The 16,099-nt window shown below is 64.2% G+C and carries 16 protein-coding genes and 1 pseudogene; 10 read left to right on the plus strand and 7 right to left on the minus strand.

All coding sequences use genetic code 11. The features are described from left to right. Positions 1–5 precede the first annotated feature (5 nt). Both CCOS191_RS11505 and CCOS191_RS11510 read right to left on the minus strand, forming a co-directional pair. Positions 6–506: a sigma-70 family RNA polymerase sigma factor gene (locus CCOS191_RS11505; RefSeq protein WP_046855312.1), complete on the minus strand. Its 501-nt coding sequence runs from the start codon at positions 504–506 to the stop codon at positions 6–8. A 91-nt stretch (positions 507–597) separates the two neighbouring features. Continuing rightward, the gene (locus CCOS191_RS11510; RefSeq protein ID WP_046855313.1) at positions 598–1,170 is read right to left on the minus strand and encodes a LuxR C-terminal-related transcriptional regulator; all 573 of its coding nucleotides are present in this window, start codon (positions 1,168–1,170) and stop codon (positions 598–600) included. Between the two features lie 140 nt (positions 1,171–1,310). On the opposite strand from CCOS191_RS11510, the gene CCOS191_RS11515 reads away from it, so the two are divergent. The 5 genes from CCOS191_RS11515 (at position 1,311) to CCOS191_RS11535 (ending at position 6,474) form a co-directional block, all read left to right on the plus strand. Beyond that, positions 1,311–2,489 (plus strand): acetyl-CoA acetyltransferase, encoded by a 1,179-nt coding sequence (locus CCOS191_RS11515; RefSeq protein ID WP_038706289.1) that lies wholly within the window; start codon positions 1,311–1,313, stop codon positions 2,487–2,489. A gap of 3 nt (positions 2,490–2,492) precedes the next feature. Beyond that, positions 2,493–4,034, plus strand: coding sequence for a class I adenylate-forming enzyme family protein (locus tag CCOS191_RS11520; protein ID WP_046855314.1), 1,542 nt, complete (start codon positions 2,493–2,495; stop codon positions 4,032–4,034). A 43-nt stretch (positions 4,035–4,077) separates the two neighbouring features. Then, positions 4,078–5,415, plus strand: a complete 1,338-nt coding sequence (locus CCOS191_RS11525; RefSeq protein WP_046855315.1) for an MFS transporter — start codon at positions 4,078–4,080, stop codon at positions 5,413–5,415. A gap of 97 nt (positions 5,416–5,512) precedes the next feature. Further along, positions 5,513–6,148, plus strand: coding sequence for a LysE family translocator (locus tag CCOS191_RS11530; protein WP_046855316.1), 636 nt, complete (start codon positions 5,513–5,515; stop codon positions 6,146–6,148). A 29-nt stretch (positions 6,149–6,177) separates the two neighbouring features. Beyond that, positions 6,178–6,474, plus strand: a complete 297-nt coding sequence (locus tag CCOS191_RS11535; protein ID WP_046855317.1) for a DUF3144 domain-containing protein — start codon at positions 6,178–6,180, stop codon at positions 6,472–6,474. 57 nt (positions 6,475–6,531) lie between these two features. On the opposite strand, the gene CCOS191_RS11540 is transcribed toward CCOS191_RS11535, so the two are convergent. Beyond that, positions 6,532–7,320: a formate/nitrite transporter family protein gene (locus tag CCOS191_RS11540; protein ID WP_046855318.1), complete on the minus strand. Its 789-nt coding sequence runs from the start codon at positions 7,318–7,320 to the stop codon at positions 6,532–6,534. A 254-nt stretch (positions 7,321–7,574) separates the two neighbouring features. Here CCOS191_RS11540 and CCOS191_RS11545 point away from each other — a divergent pair, with 254 nt between their 5' ends. From CCOS191_RS11545 to CCOS191_RS11555, 3 genes are all read left to right on the plus strand, one after another. After that, positions 7,575–8,513: a Dyp-type peroxidase gene (locus CCOS191_RS11545; protein ID WP_442963665.1), complete on the plus strand. Its 939-nt coding sequence runs from the start codon at positions 7,575–7,577 to the stop codon at positions 8,511–8,513. A gap of 95 nt (positions 8,514–8,608) precedes the next feature. After that, positions 8,609–9,430, plus strand: a complete 822-nt coding sequence (locus tag CCOS191_RS11550; protein ID WP_052752597.1) for a DNA-binding protein — start codon at positions 8,609–8,611, stop codon at positions 9,428–9,430. A 90-nt stretch (positions 9,431–9,520) separates the two neighbouring features. Beyond that, complete coding sequence (locus tag CCOS191_RS11555; RefSeq protein WP_046855319.1) at positions 9,521–10,411, plus strand: sterol desaturase family protein; 891 nt, start codon at positions 9,521–9,523, stop codon at positions 10,409–10,411. Here the strand turns inward: CCOS191_RS11555 and CCOS191_RS11560 are convergent. After that, a complete protein-coding gene (locus tag CCOS191_RS11560; protein ID WP_046855320.1) occupies positions 10,397–11,080 on the minus strand; it encodes an AraC family transcriptional regulator in 684 nt (227 codons plus the stop codon). The genes CCOS191_RS11555 and CCOS191_RS11560 overlap by 15 nt on opposite strands. 205 nt (positions 11,081–11,285) lie before the next feature. Between CCOS191_RS11560 and CCOS191_RS11565 the strand changes: the two genes are divergently transcribed. Then, entirely contained in the window at positions 11,286–12,965 is a 1,680-nt protein-coding gene (locus tag CCOS191_RS11565) for an MFS transporter (protein WP_046855321.1), read from the plus strand. 64 nt (positions 12,966–13,029) lie between these two features. On the opposite strand, the gene CCOS191_RS11570 is transcribed toward CCOS191_RS11565, so the two are convergent. The 3 genes from CCOS191_RS11570 to CCOS191_RS11580 all read right to left on the minus strand — a co-directional run bounded on the left by CCOS191_RS11570 (position 13,030) and on the right by CCOS191_RS11580 (position 14,995). Next, positions 13,030–13,599 (minus strand): hypothetical protein, encoded by a 570-nt coding sequence (locus tag CCOS191_RS11570; RefSeq protein WP_046855322.1) that lies wholly within the window; start codon positions 13,597–13,599, stop codon positions 13,030–13,032. An 84-nt stretch (positions 13,600–13,683) separates the two neighbouring features. Next, positions 13,684–14,070 (minus strand): VOC family protein, encoded by a 387-nt coding sequence (locus tag CCOS191_RS11575; RefSeq protein WP_046855323.1) that lies wholly within the window; start codon positions 14,068–14,070, stop codon positions 13,684–13,686. A 112-nt stretch (positions 14,071–14,182) separates the two neighbouring features. Beyond that, complete coding sequence (locus CCOS191_RS11580) at positions 14,183–14,995, minus strand: hypothetical protein (protein ID WP_046855324.1); 813 nt, start codon at positions 14,993–14,995, stop codon at positions 14,183–14,185. Between the two features lie 356 nt (positions 14,996–15,351). Between CCOS191_RS11580 and CCOS191_RS28705 the strand changes: the two are divergent. After that, positions 15,352–16,068, plus strand: a pseudogene (locus CCOS191_RS28705) (PAS domain-containing protein); the annotation flags it as partial. Positions 16,069–16,099: the final 31 nt, after the last annotated feature.

The raw sequence follows: 16,099 nt of genomic DNA on the forward strand, positions 1-16,099 counted from the left end.
GGCCCTCAATTGTCGACCACCAGCAGGCAGCGGGTCATGGCCCGGATCAGATGGTTCTTGACTGTGGTGATCGATACATCGAAGCGTTCGGCGACCGCCGCGTAGGTCAGCCCTTCCAGTTGCACCGCGAGGAAGATGTCACGGGTCCTGGGGCCCAGTTCGTCGAGCAGTGCATCGACCGCTACCAGCATTTCGATGATCGACAGGCGCGTCTCCGGCGACACTTCGACCGGCTCCGGGCGCAGGGCCAGGGCCTGCAGGTAGGCCTGCTCGATGGCGCGGCGCCTGACTTTGTCGATCAGCAGCGCGCGGGCAATGGCGCTGAGGTAGCTGCGCGCCTCGCGAATGGGGCCTTGGTTGCGGGCAGTCATCACCCGCAGGAAAGTGTCGTGGGCCAGGTCGGACGCATCGGCGGCATTGCCCAGGCGTGCGCGCAGCCAGCTTTTCAGCCAGCCGTTGTTTTCGCAGTACAGCTGGTGAAGCGCCGAGCGGTCGAGCGTCGACATAGAGCGGGATCCAAGGTGTAAATGGTAATTGCTCGCATTGTCTCGGGGTGGCGGAGGGATTGCAAGGTTCGGCTGGCCTGTCGCACTCAGCTCAACTGATGAAAATTATCCTCGATACCAACTCCGCACTGTTCTTGGCCTGCAACTTCTTCATCAACCGCGCCCGATGCACTTCCACCGTCCGATGAGATATCCCCAACTGCCGCGCCACTTCCTTGCAGGTCAGCCCGTTGACGATATGCGACGAAATCTGCCGCTCCCGAGGCGTCAGTTGCACCGCTGGCGCCGGCTGCCGGTCAAGCCGTTCGAAATGCCAGATCATCAGTTTGAATGGATCCTCCGCCGTCAGCGTAAAGCCCTGGGCCCGGGCCCAGAACACCTCGCCGTTGCGGTGCTGCATGAAACGCTCGTCCGAATAGAACGCGCCCAGACCGTTGCGCAGCCAGTGCTCGCTGCGCTCGCCAATGCTCTGGTAGTCGGCCTGGGAAGGGTAGAGCAGCAGGGTCAGGTGCCCGCGCAGCTCCTCGCGGGTGTAGCCGAACAGCCGGGCAAAGGCCTCGTTGCAGTCGAGCATGCGCCGATGCCCGGTGATCAGTTGCGGCGCGGGTGACACCTGGAACGCCAGGCGCTCGAGGTCCGGGGAGGCGTGGGTGGGTACGGTCATCAGGCTTCCTGCCTCGGTGCTTATGGTCATGCCCCGTAAGGCTCACTACTTACTCGTGTACGTAGTTGCCCCAACTAGCGTGGGATTCGGGTGCTGACACATTGTATGCAATACCCGCTTCAAGGACAGAAGAAAACACCATGTTCCACGATTCCGTCGCCATCGTCGCCGCCGCGCACAGCCCTTTCGGTCGTTTGGATGGCCTGAACCTCGAAGACCTGATCGTCCAGGTCACCCGCGATGCCTTGCAGGATGCAGGCATCGACGCCGCCGAGATCGACGCGCTGTTTCTCGGCCACTTCAACTCGGGCCTGGTGGCCGACGGCTTCCCCGCCTCGCTGATGCTGCAGGCCGACCCGCAACTGCGCTTCAAACCCGCCACCCGCTGCGAAAACGCCTGTGCCTCGGGCTCGGCGGCGATCCAGGCCGGGATCAACGCGATCCGCAGCGGCGCCGCCGAGCTGGTGCTGGTGGTCGGCGCGGAGAAGATGACCGGCAACAGCACGGTCGAGGTCACCCGGGCGCTGGCCGGCGCCGGTTACCAGAACGCCTTGCAGGAGGCCGGCCTGAGTTTTGCCCAGCTGTTCGGCCAGGTCGCCCAGCAATACACCGAGCGCTACCACAGCCCACTGGCATCGATGGCGGCGATCGCGGTGAAGAACCACGCCAATGCCATGGCCAACCCGCTGGCGCAGATGCACCGGGTGATGGACTTCGAGCACTGCAACCAGGTGTCGCCGAGCAACCCGCTGATCGCGGCGCCCCTGCGCCTGACCGACTGCTCGCTGATCAGCGATGGTGCTGCGGCGATCATCCTGGCTTCGCCTGCCCGCGCCCGCTCGATGCGGCGCCAGGTGGCGATCCGCTCGATGGTTCAGGTCAATGACTTCCTGCCGTTGTCGCGCCGCGACATGCTGGCCTTCGAGGGGCCGCAGCGGGCCATCCACGGGGCGCTGCGCGAGGCGGGAGTGACCCTCAACGACCTGAGTTTCGCCGAGGTGCACGACTGCTTCACCATCGCCGAACTGCTGATCTACGAAGCCATGGGCCTGGCGCCGCGTGGCGAGGGGCACCGCGCCCTGGACGACGGCATCGTGCGCCAGGGTGGGCGCTTGCCGGTGAACTTGTCCGGCGGGCTCAAGGCCAAGGGGCATCCGGTGGGGGCCACCGGGGTGTCGATGCATGCTCTGGGCTTCGCCCAGCTGACCGGCAAGCCCATCGGCCTGGGCGTGCCCAATGCCGAGTTCGGCCTGCTGTTCAACATGGGCGGGATGGCGGTGGCCAACTACGCCAGCGTGCTGCAAGCCGTCAGGGTCTGAGCCATGAACATCGCCCATTGGTTGCAGGATGCGGCCCAGCGTTGGCCTGGGCGGCCGGCGTTGTTCGAGGGGATGCGGCAGATCGCCGACTACCGGATGTTTGCCACCCGGGTGCGGGCACAGGCGCTGGAGCTGCGTCATGTGCACGGTATCGAACCGGGCGAGCGGGTGGCGCTGTTGATGAAGAACAGCTGCGACTACCTGCAACTGCTCTATGCGATCTGGTGGTGCGGGGCGGTGGCGGTACCGATCAATCACAAACTGCACGCCCTGGAGGGCGCGTGGATCGCCGGCAATGCCGGGGCGCGGCTGATCTTCACCGACGAGGGCCAGCTGTTCGCCGACCTGGCATTGCCGAACGGTTGTCGCGAGCTGGCCACGCCTGTCCAGCGCATGCCGGGGTTGCCGGCCAGCGATGAGCTGCAGGCGCCGCACCCACGCCTGGACAGCGACCTGGCCTGGCTGTTCTACACCTCCGGCACCACCGGGCGTTCCAAGGGGGTGATGCTGTCCCATGGCAACCTGATCGCCATGTCGCTGTGCTATCCGCTGGACGTCGACCCGGTAGCCGCCGATGACGCCGTGGTCTATGCCGCGCCGATGTCCCACGGCGCGGGGCTGTACAACTTCATCCACGTGCGTTGCGGCGCCCGGCACGTGGTGCCCCTGTCCCGTGGTTTCCAGGCGGCGGAGCTGTTCACCCTGGCGCGATCGCTGGGGCAGGTCAGCCTGTTCGCCGCGCCGACCATGGTCAAGCGCATGGTCGAGCAGGCGCGCGAGCAGGGCTATGCCGGCGAAGGCATCAAGACCATCGTCTACGGCGGCGGCCCGATGTACCTGGCGGACCTGGTGGATGCCCTGGATACCTTCGGCCCGCGCCTGGTGCAGATCTACGGCCAGGGCGAATGCCCGATGACCATCAGCGCGTTGTCCCGCGAGGCCATCGCCGACCGTGGCAACCCGGGCTGGCCGGCCATCGCCGCTTCTGTTGGCCGCGCCCAGGCCTGCGTGGAGGTGCGCGTGGTCGATGGCGCGGGCCGCGTGACGGCGGCTGGCGAAGCAGGGGAGATCGTCGTGCGCGGCCCGGTGGTGATGCAGGGTTACTGGGACAATCCCCAGGCCACCGCGGCGGCCCTGGTGGATGGCTGGCTGCACACCGGCGATATCGGCTTTCTCGACGGCCAGGGCTACCTGTCGCTGACCGACCGCAGCAAGGACGTGATCATTTCCGGGGGCAGCAACATCTATCCCCGCGAGGTCGAGGAAGTGCTGATCCAGCACCCCGAAGTGTTCGAGGCCTGCGTGGTGGGTGAGGCCGACGCCGAGTGGGGCGAGTCGGTGGTGGCCTTCGTCGTGCCGCGCACGGCGGGCAGCCTCGACTCCCAGGTACTCAATCAGTGGTTCCTGGCGCGCATGGCCTCGTTCAAGAAACCGAAGAAGTACCTGTTCTGCGCCGAGCTGCCGAAAAACAGCTATGGCAAGATTCTCAAGACCCAGTTGCGCCAATGGCTGCAGGACCCGGACGGGTCGCTCGGCAGCGCTTGAGCCGCGACATTTCATGGAAAGCGACACGACAGGAGTTACCCGCATGGGCATGTCACCCGCCAGCACCCAGCGCCAGCGGCGCCGGGCTTTCATCGGCGCCACCACCGGCCACCTGATCGAGTGGTACGACTACGGCGTCTACGGTTTCCTGGCCTTGTATATCGGCAAGGCCTTCTTCGTTTCCGACGACCCCACCAGCAGCCTGCTGGCGAGCTTCGCGGCCTTTGCCCTGAGCTTCTTCATCCGGCCCTTGGGCGGGCTGTTCTTCGGCCCGCTGGCGGACAAGATCGGCCGCCGTCGCACGCTGATCACGGTGCTGGTGATGATGGCCGGCTCCACCTTCCTGCTCGGCCTGCTGCCGACCTACGCCAGCATCGGCATCGCCGCGCCAGTGCTGCTGGTGCTGATCCGTTGTGTGCAGGGCTTCTCCGCCGGGGGCGAGATCGGCACCATCACCAGCTTCATCTCCGAATACGCCGGCCCCGGCCGTCGGGGCTTCGCCACCTGCTGGCTGATGGTCACGGCGGTGCTCGGGTTGCTGTTGGGTGGCGCGGTGGCCAATGGCATGACCTGGGCCCTGGGCGCCGAGCTGATGCAGGACTGGGGCTGGCGGATTCCGTTCCTGATTGCCGGCCCTCTGGGCTTCATCTCGCTGTATATCCGCCTGAAGCTCGAGGACAGCCCGGAGTTCCTCGCCCTGGTGGAGGCCGGGCAGACTTCCAAGGCGCCGCTGCGCGAGGTGTGGCAGTGGAAGCGTTCGATTGCCCTGGTGTTCTTCATCATCACCTTGCACAGCTCGATCTTCTACCTGGTGCTGACTTTCGCCTCGACCTACATGTCCAACACGCTGAAGTTCGACAGCGGCACCACCTTGCTCTATGTGTTCGTCGCCAGCCTGTCGGCGGCGCTGGTGATGCCGTTTGGCGGCGCCTTCACCGATCGCTACGGGCGCAAGCCGTTCCTGATGGTGATCGGCACGTTGGCGACCCTGGCCATGTACTGGTTCTTCAAGACCGCGCCGGGCGCCACACCGGCGACCCTGTTCTGGCCGCTGATGGCGGTGGCGATCCTGTTTGGGCTGTATGCGTCGTCGACCTACGCGCTGATGAGCGAGCTGCTGCCGACGCGCATCCGCTCCACCGGCATCGCCATGGCCTACAACATTCCGGTGGCGGTGTTCGGCGGCAGCGCGCCGCTGATCTCCACCTGGCTGATCAAGGTGACCGGGGATATCACCGCGCCTTGGTACTTCTACGTGGGCACCGGCGTGGCGTCGCTGGTGGCGCTGGTGGTGCTGCGCCAGGAGGATTTCGTGGCCTGCAACCGTGCACCGACGCAAGAACGGCCGGTGGGGACGGTACTGGCGGATTCTCAGGCTTGATATAGCACGGGGAAATCAGGCGCAGCGCCAATTCCGGAGCGGGGCGGCATTCTGTTACAGTCGCCGCCTCATGTAATCGGCCCGAGGATGTACAAGGATGTCGCTGCACGATTGGTTCGGATTTGTCGTTGTCTCGATGGTGGTGACCTTGTCGCCAGGCCCGGGTGTCATCATGGCGTTGTCCAACTCGCTGTCGCACGGGCCGAAGCGGGCGATGCTCGGCTCGCTGGGCAACGCGCTCGGGCTGCTGGTGGTGTCCACCGCCACCAGTGCGGGCCTCGGGGTATTGCTGCAGACTTCCGCCAGCGCTTTCCTGCTGCTCAAGGTGGTGGGCGCGAGCTACCTGATCTACCTCGGCGTCAAGCAGTGGAAAAGCCGCAGCAGTGCCTTTGACCAGCTAGAGCAACCGGTCAAGGCCCTGGTCAGCAACCGCCGGCTGATGCTCAACGGTGTGACGGTGGCGTTGACCAACCCGAAAGCCATCCTGTTCTTCGCCGCCTTCCTGCCGCAGTTCATGGGCTCGGGCAACGGCGCCGATAGTCAGCTCGGGCTGCTGGTCGGCACCTTCGCCCTGTGCTCGATCCTGGCCCATGCTTTCTATGTCCTCCTGGCCCAGGCCTTGAAGCGCAAGCTGGCGGCACCAAGCCGCGCTCGCTTGATGAATCGCCTGTTCGGCGTGTCGTTCATGACGCTGGGGGCCAGCCTGTTCACCGTTCAGGCCAAGACCGCCTGAGCGCAACGTTTTCCGATAGGTAGATTCCCATGGCACAAGCCACCGACCAGGCCTTCTACGACCGCGCCGATGCGCATGTGGAACTGGCCAACCAGCAGATCGAAAAGCTCGAGGACCTCGGCAAGGTCAGCGCTTCGATGACCTTCGCCGCCAGCCGCTTCAATGCCTGGATGGCGGCGCGCAGTTTCAAGTCCGCGGCGGAGATGGCTGCGGCGCGCGAGGAGTTGCTGAAGTACTTCAGCGAGCAGTACCGGATGATGCTCGAAGACAACCTTGACGAGCATATCCAGCACTTCGACCGCTATGTGCTGGGCAAGGACAACTGAGTTCGCACACAACCAGGACATCGACGAAAAACACCCCACCGCTTCGGTGGGGTGGTATCAGTGCAATGCGCCTTGTTCCTGCGCAGGCACGCCGAACGACACGTAGTAGGCCAGGCCGACAAAGATCGCCCCACCCACGGCGTTGCCCAGGAACACCGCCACCAGGTTCTCTGCCAGTTGCCCCCAGCTCAGGTAGCCGGCGAAGATCGCCGCCGGGATCAGGAACATGTTGGCCACCACGTGCTGGAAGCCGATGGCGACGAAGGCCATGATCGGGAACCAGATGCCGAGGATCTTGCCGCTCATCTCGCGGCTGGCGTAAGACAGCCACACCGCCAGGCATACCAGCCAGTTGCAGCCGATACCGGAGACGAACGCGTGCAGGAAGTCGGCGCTGACCTTGCTGGTGGCGCCAGTCAGGGTCTTGCCCAGATACGCGCCCTCGGTCAGCCCCAGCAGATGGCCGAAGCAGTAGGCGACGAACAGCGCGCCCAGCAGGTTGGCCAGGGTCACCAGGGTCCAGTTGCGCGCCACTGCCCGCAGGCGGATACGCCCGGCGAACATCGCGAGGGGCAGGCTCATCATGTTGCCGGTGAGCAGTTCGCCACCGGCCAGGATCACCAGGATCAGGCCGATGGGAAACACCGCGGCGCCGAGCAGCGTGCCGAACGAGGCCCACTGCGGGGGAATCATGGTGCTGACGTGGATCGCCAGCAGAAAGCCCAGGGAAATGAACGCGCCGGCCAGGAAGCCGAGGATCAAGGTGGCGCGGGTGGGCAGGTGGGCTTTGCGGGTACCGGCTTCGATGACCAGCTCGGTGATCCGGGAGGGGGTATTCACAGACATTTCAACAACTCGAACGCAAGGATAACGGCGGTACCATTGGGCGGATCTGGTAACGATGGGACGAGGCCAGCGCGGTTCGGCTCGTGGTGGAGGGAACAGGCAACTTCGAAGCGGGCGGCACGTTATCTGAGGCAATTTGACGCGGTCAAATCGATAGGCTGGATGAGTTGATAGAGCGCATCTATGAGGTGCGGTTGTTCAGCCGCGCTGTGCTATACCACAAGCGATCAAACCCAGCGTGAGAGGAAGCCTTGGTGAATACAGTCAAGATCGAGCCGCAGGCTGTCGACAGCCCGATCACCCGTAGTGCGATGTTTCTGGTGGCCACGCTCAATCCGGGCGAGCGATCCGTGGCCGCTGTGCGGGCGCTGTGCGCCGACCTTGGCGGCTTGGTGCGTTCCGTGGGCAAGCGGGTGCCGGCCGGTAACTTGTCTTGCGTCATCGGCTTCGGCGCGGTGGCCTGGGCGGGTTTGTTCGGTGCGCCGCAACCGGCCGGCCTGCATTCCTTCCGCGAGTTCGGCAGCGGTACGCGCAAGGCGCTTGCCACACCGGGCGACATTCTTCTGCATATCCGCGCCGAGCACATGGACCTGTGCTTCGAGCTGGCGGCATTGCTGGTCAAGCGCCTGGCCGGGGCGGTGACGGTGGTCGATGAAGTACAGGGGTTCCGCTATTTCGACATGCGCAGCATCATCGGCTTCGTCGATGGCACCGAGAACCCCGGTCCGCGGGACGTGGCGCGCTTCACCCTGGTCGGCGACGAGGACCCGGCGTTCGCCGGCGGCAGCTATGTGCTGGTGCAGAAGTACCTGCATGACATGGCCGGCTGGGAGGCGCTGTCGACCCAGGAGCAGGAGCGCATCATAGGGCGCACCAAGCTGGCCGACATCGAACTGGATGCCGCGAGCAAGCCCAGTTGCTCGCACAGTTCGCTGACCACCCTGGAAGAGGGCGGGCAAGAGATCAAGATCCTGCGCGACAACATGCCCTTCGGCCGCCCCGGTGCCGGGGAGTTCGGTACCTATTTCATCGGTTACGCCCGGTCGCCCGCGCCGATCGAGCAGATGCTCGAGAACATGTTCGTCGGCAAGCCGCCGGGCAACTACGATCGTCTGCTGGACTACAGCCGCGCCGTTACCGGCGGGTTGTTCTTCGTGCCGCCGGTGGATTTCCTCGAACAGGCCGCTGAATGACATTTCACCCGCAGGCTTGAATCGAGGGGCAGGGCCGTGCAGTATTGCGCCGAATTGCATGGTACATGCCATGGTATGAATAGGTGGAATGAGCAATGGCCCGCAATGGCATAGACAAGGCTTCCGTTCAGCAGGCACGGCAGGCACTGATGGCCCGGGGTGAACACCCCAGTATTGATGCGGTACGTATCGAGCTGGGTAATACCGGCTCGAAGACCACTATCCACCGCTACCTCAAGGAACTGGACCGGCAGCCGCTGGAGTTGCTGGGCAGCCAGGGGGCCTTGAGCGAACCGTTGGCGCGATTGGTCGAACAACTGGCCGCCCAGTTGCAGGAGGAGGGGCAGGCCCGGATCGCCGCCGCCGAGCAGGCGGCGCAGGCGCGTTGTGCGGCGATGCAGGCCGAGCTGCAACTGACCCAGCGCGACCTGGCCGGCGCGCTGCGCCAGGTCGAGGCCCTGACCACTGCGTTGCATGCCGAAACCCAACGCCTCTCGACCGCCCAGGCCAGCCTGCAGGCCGAGCAGTTGCGCAGCGCCAGCCTCAGCCAGTCACAGGGTGAGTTGCAGGCGCGCTTGGCCGACAAGGACGGGCAACTGCGCGCCAGCCTCGAGCAGCGCCAACAGGACCAACGCCGCAACGAGACCCAGGTGCGCCAGCTGCAAGGCCAGTTGCAGACCTTGCAGCAGGGCGCCCTGGCGCGTCAGGACGAGCTGACGCGCCTGCACCGCGACAATGAGCGCCTGCTCGCCGAACATCGCCAGGCCACGGCCCGGGGCACCCTGCTGGACGAGCAACTGCAGCAGCGTGACGCGCAAGTGCAGGGGCTGCGCGCCATCCTCGCCCAGGCCCAGGGCGCCAACGACGAGATGCGTAGACAGCTGGCAGCCCGAGCCGCGGATACACCGACCCTGTAGAGCATCGCTGCGACAGATGCGCCGTTCGTTCAATCGCTGAGGTCAGGCACCAGGCAACACTGGCGGCTCCAACCATGACTGGAGCCATCCATGCGTATCCTCTATGCCCCGTGTTTCTTCTTCGGTTTCATTGCCACCGCGGTGTGGCTGATCGATCTTGGCGCCGATATCCTCTGGCTGCTGCCCCTGCTTGGCGTGGCGATCCTGCTGTCGTTCACCTGCGAAGCGCTGTGCCCCTACAAACCGGCCTGGAGCGAGGCGGCAGGCGAGGGCGGGCGCGATGGTCTGCACGCGCTGGTCAACGAAACCCTCAATATCGCCAGCATCGCCGCCATCCCGCTGTTCGCCGGCTGGCTGCCGGCCACAAGCCTGTGGCCCAGCCACTGGCCCGTGCTCGGGCAACTGTTGCTGGCGCTGCCCTTGGCCGACCTGGGCATCACCCTGGTGCATTACGCCAGCCATCGCAGCGCGCTGCTCTGGCGCCTGCACGCGGTGCATCACAGCGTGACCCGGCTGTACGGCTTCAATGGCTTGATGAAGCACCCGCTGCACCAGATGGCCGAGGGGCTGGGCGGCGTGCTGCCATTATTGCTGCTGGGTTTGCCGCAGGACGTGGCGGCGTTGCTGGCGTTCTGCATCGCGGTCCAGCTGCTGTTGCAGCACAGCAATGTCGACATGCGCATCGGCGCTCTGCGCCATCTTTTCGCCTGGGCCCCCGTGCACCGGCTGCACCACCTCAAGTACGGCACCCTGGGCGACGTCAACTTCGCGCTGTTCTTCCCGGTCTGGGATCGCTTGCTCGGCACTGCCCTGCACCTGCCGGGCTATGGGTTGGCCGATGACGACATGGGCATCGGCGACCGTCCGGACTATCCCAAAACGTACCTTGCGCAACTGCGTGAGCCGTTCCGTCCAGCGGCCACGGCGCAGCCGCCGGTAGCCGTGCCGAACAACCTACGTCAGGCGCTAGAGCACGTCTGAGCGCAGGTGGCGCAGGGCTTCGCTGGCGCGGATGCCGAATTGCTGGCGCAGGCTGCGGCTCAGGTGCGCCGAGTCGGCGAAGCCGGCGGCCATCGCCGCCTCGGTCAGGCTGGCACCGGACAGCGCCTCGCCCAGGGCCACGCGTAGGCGTTGCCACAGCACCATGCGCCGCACCGACAGGCCCAGGCGGCCACTGAACAGGCGTTCGAGCTGGCTGACCGACAGCGCCGCAGCCTGTGCCAGCTCCGTGGCCGGCAGGCGCTGCTCGTCCAGCGCGCGAATCCGTGCCAGGGCCCGCGCCAGGCGCGGATCCAAAGTGCGGCGTGGTGCCTGGCGCAACGCCTGGGCCAGGCTTGAGATATCGCGGGGGGCTTGCCGGCAGACGTCGAGCAAGGTCTCCAGGGAAAACGCCAGGGGCTCGGCGAACAAGGTGATACAGGTGGTGCCGGGCGCGAGAATGGCGTGGTGCTGCAACGAGGCGATGGCCAGCATGTCGCCGCGCTGCTCTTCGCCATTGACCTGCAGGCAGGCTTGGCCCTCGAGTGCGAGCACTACCTGGTGGGCATAGTGGGCATGGACACCGGTGTGGCCCGCCGTGCCGAGCAGCAGGCCGTGATCATCGGCCAGCCAGAGCCGACCTCGCCAGGCGCTGTGCTGTGCTTCGCTCATTGCCGGTTCCCTATCCGTTTCGGCGCTCGATCACCCAGGCGAGTGGCTATCGTGCAAAGGCCGATTATGCTTGAAGTGACTTGCCGCGATTCGAGGCCGATGCCTCGTCGTGCTTCGCGCAGCCTGCAATGCCTTTGGGCCTGGGTGCGTGCTTTGGCTACCTGATGGAGCACTCCGGTCTACCACAACCAGACGGAGGCGACCCATGGCGGTCCTTGACAGCGCATCCACGGGCAGTAGCGCGCCCCAACGTGGCATTTCCCGGGAGGAGCGCAAGGTCATCTTCGCCTCTTCGCTGGGCACCGTGTTCGAATGGTACGACTTCTACCTGTACGGCTCGCTGGCGGCAATCATCGCCAAGCACTTTTTCGCCGGGGTCAACGAAACCACTTCGTTCATCTTTGCCTTGCTGGCTTTCGCCGCCGGCTTTGCCGTGCGGCCATTCGGGGCCATCGTGTTCGGTCGCCTGGGCGACATGATCGGGCGCAAGCACACCTTCCTCATCACCATCGTGATCATGGGCGTGTCCACCGCGGTGGTCGGGTTGCTGCCCAGCTATGCGACGATCGGCGTGGCCGCGCCGGTGATCCTCATCACCCTGCGGTTGCTGCAGGGGCTGGCATTGGGCGGGGAGTACGGCGGCGCTGCCACCTATGTGGCCGAGCATGCGCCCAAGGGCAAGCGCGGGTTCTTCACCGCGTGGATCCAGACCACCGCCACCCTCGGGCTGTTCCTGTCGCTGCTGGTGATCCTGGCCTGCCGTACGGCCATGGGCACCGAGGCATTCGAGGATTGGGGCTGGCGGATACCGTTCCTGCTGTCGATCCTGCTGCTGGCGATTTCGGTGTACATCCGCCTGCAGCTCAACGAGTCGCCGGTGTTCATGAAGATGAAGGCCGAGGGCAAGGCGTCGAAGGCGCCGCTGACCGAATCGTTCGCCCGTTGGGACAACCTCAAGGTGGTGATCATGTCACTGCTCGGCGGCACCGCCGGCCAGGCGGTGGTGTGGTACACCGGGCAGTTCTACGCGCTGTTCTTCCTGCTGCAGACACTGAAGATCGACCCGCAGACCGCCAACCTGCTGATCGCCGGTTCGCTGCTGATCGGCACGCCGTTCTTCATCGTCTTCGGCAGCCTGTCCGACCGCATAGGGCGCAAGAAGATCATCATGGCCGGCTGCATCATTGCCGCGTTGACCTACTTCCCGATCTTCAAGGCGCTGACCGAGTACGGCAACCCGGATGTGTTCGTTGCCCAGGAGCAGAACCCGGTCGTGGTGGTGGCTGACCCCGGGCAGTGCGCCTTCCAGTTCGACCCGGTGGGCAAGGCCCGCTTCACCAGTTCCTGCGACATCGCCAAGAGCCTGCTGGCCAAGCGGGCGATCCCGTACGAAAACGAAAAGGCCGAGCCTGGCAGCGTGGCGCAGATCCGTATCGGCGAGCGGGTGATCCCGAGTTTCGAGGGGACAGGCCTGGCCGCGGCTGAACTGAAGACGCAGGCCGACGCTTTCACCGCCACCCTGACCGGTGCCCTGAAAGAGGCCGGTTATCCCGAGAAGGCCGACCCTGCGAAGATCCACTACCCGATGGTGTTGCTGCTGCTGACCATCTTGGTGATCTACGTGACCATGGTCTACGGGCCGATCGCTGCCTGGCTGGTGGAGCTGTTCCCGGCGCGGATCCGCTACACCTCGATGTCGCTGCCGTACCACATCGGCAACGGCTGGTTCGGTGGCTTCCTGCCGACGGTGGCCTTCGCCATGGTGGCGGCGACCGGGGATATCTACTACGGGCTGTGGTATCCGATCGTCATTGCGGTGATGACCGCGGTGTTGGGTATCTTCTTCCTGCCTGAGACCAAGGATCGGGATATCCATCACACCTGAAGGATGAAGGTCCGCTCCTGCAGCAATGGCGCGGTTCACGCCATCACTGCAGGAGCGGCCCCGGTCAGTCGAAGTAACCGCGCAAGGTGTACCGGTAGCCGACATCCACCTCCGAGGCCTGTGGGCGCGCATAGGCCTTTTTCATGACGAATTCGAACGCCGGTTCGTACAAACCGTCGCGCACCACGGCGCCCGCGAGCACCTCCACCGAATACCAACCGTTGTCCAGCTCGATGATCGGCCGCCCCGGCTCCTGGTAGCGCGCCAGCAGATCGCCCAGGGTCTTGTTGGTGAAGTGCTGCAGGATGCGCCAGGTGAACAGCATCACGGCGCCGTGGTCGACCCTCAGCACATGGCCCGGACGACGGTGCTTGAGGCGGCTGCCGGGCTCGAGCAGTGCCGGGGTGCGTTCGTCGAGGGTGAACAGGATGCGGTAGGGCAGGTTGTCGACGCCGGCCAGCGGCAGGATCACCCCTTGTTGCACCGCCAGGTCGCCGCTGTCGCTGCTGGTGAACGCGCGCGCCAGGTCGTCGGGCAGGTCTTGGTCTTCCTTGAACTGTTCGAGCAGCTGGATATCGCCCAGCAGGAAATAGTCGACCAGGTCGTTGAGCACTTCGCTGAATTCGTAGCGCATGGGGTGTCCTTGTTCTGGCTGCGCTGGAGGAAGTCAGCAATGTAGCAGCCCACGAGGAAAACCTCGCGGGCTGCACGAAGGTGGCTAATGGCGCTGGGCGATCTGGATCAGGTTGCCGCAGGTGTCGTCGAACACGGCCACGGTGACCGGGCCCATGGCAGTAGGTGGCTGAGTGAAGTGCACGCCCGCCTTGCACAACCTTTCATATTCAGCCTGGATATCGCGCACGCCGAACGAAGTGGCGGGGATGCCGTCCTGCTTGAGGGCGGCCTTGTAGGTCTTCGCCGCTGGATGGGCATCGGGCTCGAGCAGCAACTCGACGCCATTGGGATCATTGGGGGAGGTGAGGGTGAGCCAGCGGTACTTGCCCATGGGGATGTCGTGCCTGGGCTCGAAGCCCAGGACATGGTGGTAGAAGGCATGGGCCTTGGCCTGGTCGTCGACGAGGATGCTGGTGACCACGATCTTCATGCGTACCCCTCCGGTAAGGCGCCGTCGCTATGTCGGCGCCTCCTGAGTATAGGAGAGTGTATTGCGAGGCCTTGCCTTGAATGTGGCAGGTTGTCGGGCTTCAGGCATGGCATCAGTTCCCTTTTACTGGGCCCGTGAGCAGGATCGGTGTCCAGTTACGATCAGCGTTTTTTTCCTTGAAGGCCTGGTCCAAATCGGCTTGGGTCATGAAGTTTCCGCGGATATAGAGCACTGCATAGAAGTGCGCCCATTGATGGGTCTGCGTATACGCCTTCATATCGGAGTAGAACTCGTCGACACAGGACTTGGCCGTTGTCAGGGTTCGGGCAAACTTGAATTCGACCACGGTTCGCAAGGAGGGAACGGCAAGGTCGGTACGATGCAGTTTTAATGAGCCGGGGATCACAGCTTCCCGTTGGATGTCGGGAAAGGCGAACTGGGCGACCTTCCATACGGCGTTTCGAACTTCAACCTCCTTGGCAGGAGGGTCGAAGAGGTCGTCGAACATCTTCGGCGTACTGCGCAGAATGTGTTCAAACGCCTGGATCGCGGTAGTTCGCGTGTGCCCGGAGATTACTTGGAGCGAGTTGAAAAACACTTCGAGCACCTTGAGTGCCGGGGAGAAACCACGCCCCTCGTTCAGGCAAGGCTCGAGCTCACTCGTTTCGAGTGCGTTTTCAAAGTCGCGGTGGAATGTAGATAGGCCCTGTAGTACTCCAAGCTTCTCGGCCAGCAGACAGATCTCTCTGAATGCAGCCTGTAAATGAGTTTGCAACTCCTGAGAGGCGGCAGAGTACGATTCATTCAGTAAAATTCTGTCGGTGATTGGCTGCCGGGAGGCCCTGTCACAGGCGAGTTCTGCATTTCTTGCTTGATCCAGGGTGGTGGCTACCGACTCGATGAGAGAGCACTCATTGAATACCATGCGATTCCTGTTGAATGGTCATTTGTTACGTGAGGTTCCGGCGATTCTACAGGTTGTCAGTCTAGGCCTGTCGTTGCTGCCTCCAGCACCGTTGTTCTGAACGCACCTACTGCACGGGCCGCTGCCACATAGGTTGAAAGCGGCGCTTCAAGCGGGCAGACCATGCCCACGCCCGGCCATGACCGGACAGACGGCACAAATGCCTAATGCGAAAGTGATATCAGATCGCTTGCATGCCTTCGGCGCCGATCTATGCTCAGGACATTCCGTGAGCACAGGAGGCCCGGTCCATGTTCGAGTACCATCGCAAGTCCGACTTGATCGAGATACAGCGCAGCCGGCAGGCCCTGGCGGGCATGGAGGCGAAGCTGGCAGCGATCAGCCGTTCCATGGCGATGATCGAGTTCGCGCCGGATGGCACGATCCTCGAGGCGAACGAGAACTTCTGCAAGACCATGGGCTACAGCGCCGACGAGATCCGCGGCAAGCACCACCGGCTGTTCTGCGACCCGGTCTATGCCAAGAGCGCCGAGTACCAGCAACTCTGGCGCGAACTGGGCGAGGGCAAGGCCATCAGCGGTACGTTCGAGCGCCTGGACAAGGCGGGCCGTGAGGTGTGGCTGGAGGCCAGCTACATGCCGGTGATCGATGAGCGCCAGCAGGTGACCAGCGTGATCAAGGTGGCCTCCGACATCACCCGCCACGTGATCGAGGAGCACGAGAGCGAAAGCCTGCTCAAGGCCATCGGCCGTTCGATGGCGGTGATCGAGTTCACCCCGGCCGGGCGCGTGATCAAGGCCAACCAGAATTTCCTCGACACCATGGGCTATCGCCTTGAGGAGGTGGTGGGGCGTCATCATGGGCTGTTCTGCCTGCCCCATGAACGCGAGTCGGCCCAGTACCGCGATTTCTGGGCCTCGCTCAACCGCGGTGAGTACCATTCACATCGCTTCGAGCGGGTCAACAAACAGGGCCAGACCGTTTACCTCGAGGCGTCCTACAACCCGATCTTCGACAACAAGGGCCGCTTGTACAAGGTGGTGAAGTTTGCCAGTGACATCACCCGGCAGGTCAGCACCCAGCAGACCGCCGCTGACGCTGCCC

The organism is Pseudomonas sp. CCOS 191 (assembly GCF_001007005.1).
Taxonomy (GTDB): domain Bacteria; phylum Pseudomonadota; class Gammaproteobacteria; order Pseudomonadales; family Pseudomonadaceae; genus Aquipseudomonas; species Aquipseudomonas soli.

What these genes read in the sequence shown, in the direction of transcription:
- CCOS191_RS11505 (WP_046855312.1), bottom strand. Translation starts at nt 506, where the DNA reads ATGTCGACGCTCGACCGCTCGGCGCTTCACCAGCTGTACTGCGAAAAC.
- CCOS191_RS11510 (WP_046855313.1), bottom strand. Translation starts at nt 1,170, where the DNA reads ATGACCGTACCCACCCACGCCTCCCCGGACCTCGAGCGCCTGGCGTTC.
- CCOS191_RS11515 (WP_038706289.1), top strand. Translation starts at nt 1,311, where the DNA reads ATGTTCCACGATTCCGTCGCCATCGTCGCCGCCGCGCACAGCCCTTTC.
- CCOS191_RS11520 (WP_046855314.1), top strand. Translation starts at nt 2,493, where the DNA reads ATGAACATCGCCCATTGGTTGCAGGATGCGGCCCAGCGTTGGCCTGGG.
- CCOS191_RS11525 (WP_046855315.1), top strand. Translation starts at nt 4,078, where the DNA reads ATGGGCATGTCACCCGCCAGCACCCAGCGCCAGCGGCGCCGGGCTTTC.
- CCOS191_RS11530 (WP_046855316.1), top strand. Translation starts at nt 5,513, where the DNA reads ATGTCGCTGCACGATTGGTTCGGATTTGTCGTTGTCTCGATGGTGGTG.
- CCOS191_RS11535 (WP_046855317.1), top strand. Translation starts at nt 6,178, where the DNA reads ATGGCACAAGCCACCGACCAGGCCTTCTACGACCGCGCCGATGCGCAT.
- CCOS191_RS11540 (WP_046855318.1), bottom strand. Translation starts at nt 7,320, where the DNA reads ATGTCTGTGAATACCCCCTCCCGGATCACCGAGCTGGTCATCGAAGCC.
- CCOS191_RS11550 (WP_052752597.1), top strand. Translation starts at nt 8,609, where the DNA reads ATGGCCCGCAATGGCATAGACAAGGCTTCCGTTCAGCAGGCACGGCAG.
- CCOS191_RS11555 (WP_046855319.1), top strand. Translation starts at nt 9,521, where the DNA reads ATGCGTATCCTCTATGCCCCGTGTTTCTTCTTCGGTTTCATTGCCACC.
- CCOS191_RS11560 (WP_046855320.1), bottom strand. Translation starts at nt 11,080, where the DNA reads ATGAGCGAAGCACAGCACAGCGCCTGGCGAGGTCGGCTCTGGCTGGCC.
- CCOS191_RS11565 (WP_046855321.1), top strand. Translation starts at nt 11,286, where the DNA reads ATGGCGGTCCTTGACAGCGCATCCACGGGCAGTAGCGCGCCCCAACGT.
- CCOS191_RS11570 (WP_046855322.1), bottom strand. Translation starts at nt 13,599, where the DNA reads ATGCGCTACGAATTCAGCGAAGTGCTCAACGACCTGGTCGACTATTTC.
- CCOS191_RS11575 (WP_046855323.1), bottom strand. Translation starts at nt 14,070, where the DNA reads ATGAAGATCGTGGTCACCAGCATCCTCGTCGACGACCAGGCCAAGGCC.
- CCOS191_RS11580 (WP_046855324.1), bottom strand. Translation starts at nt 14,995, where the DNA reads ATGGTATTCAATGAGTGCTCTCTCATCGAGTCGGTAGCCACCACCCTG.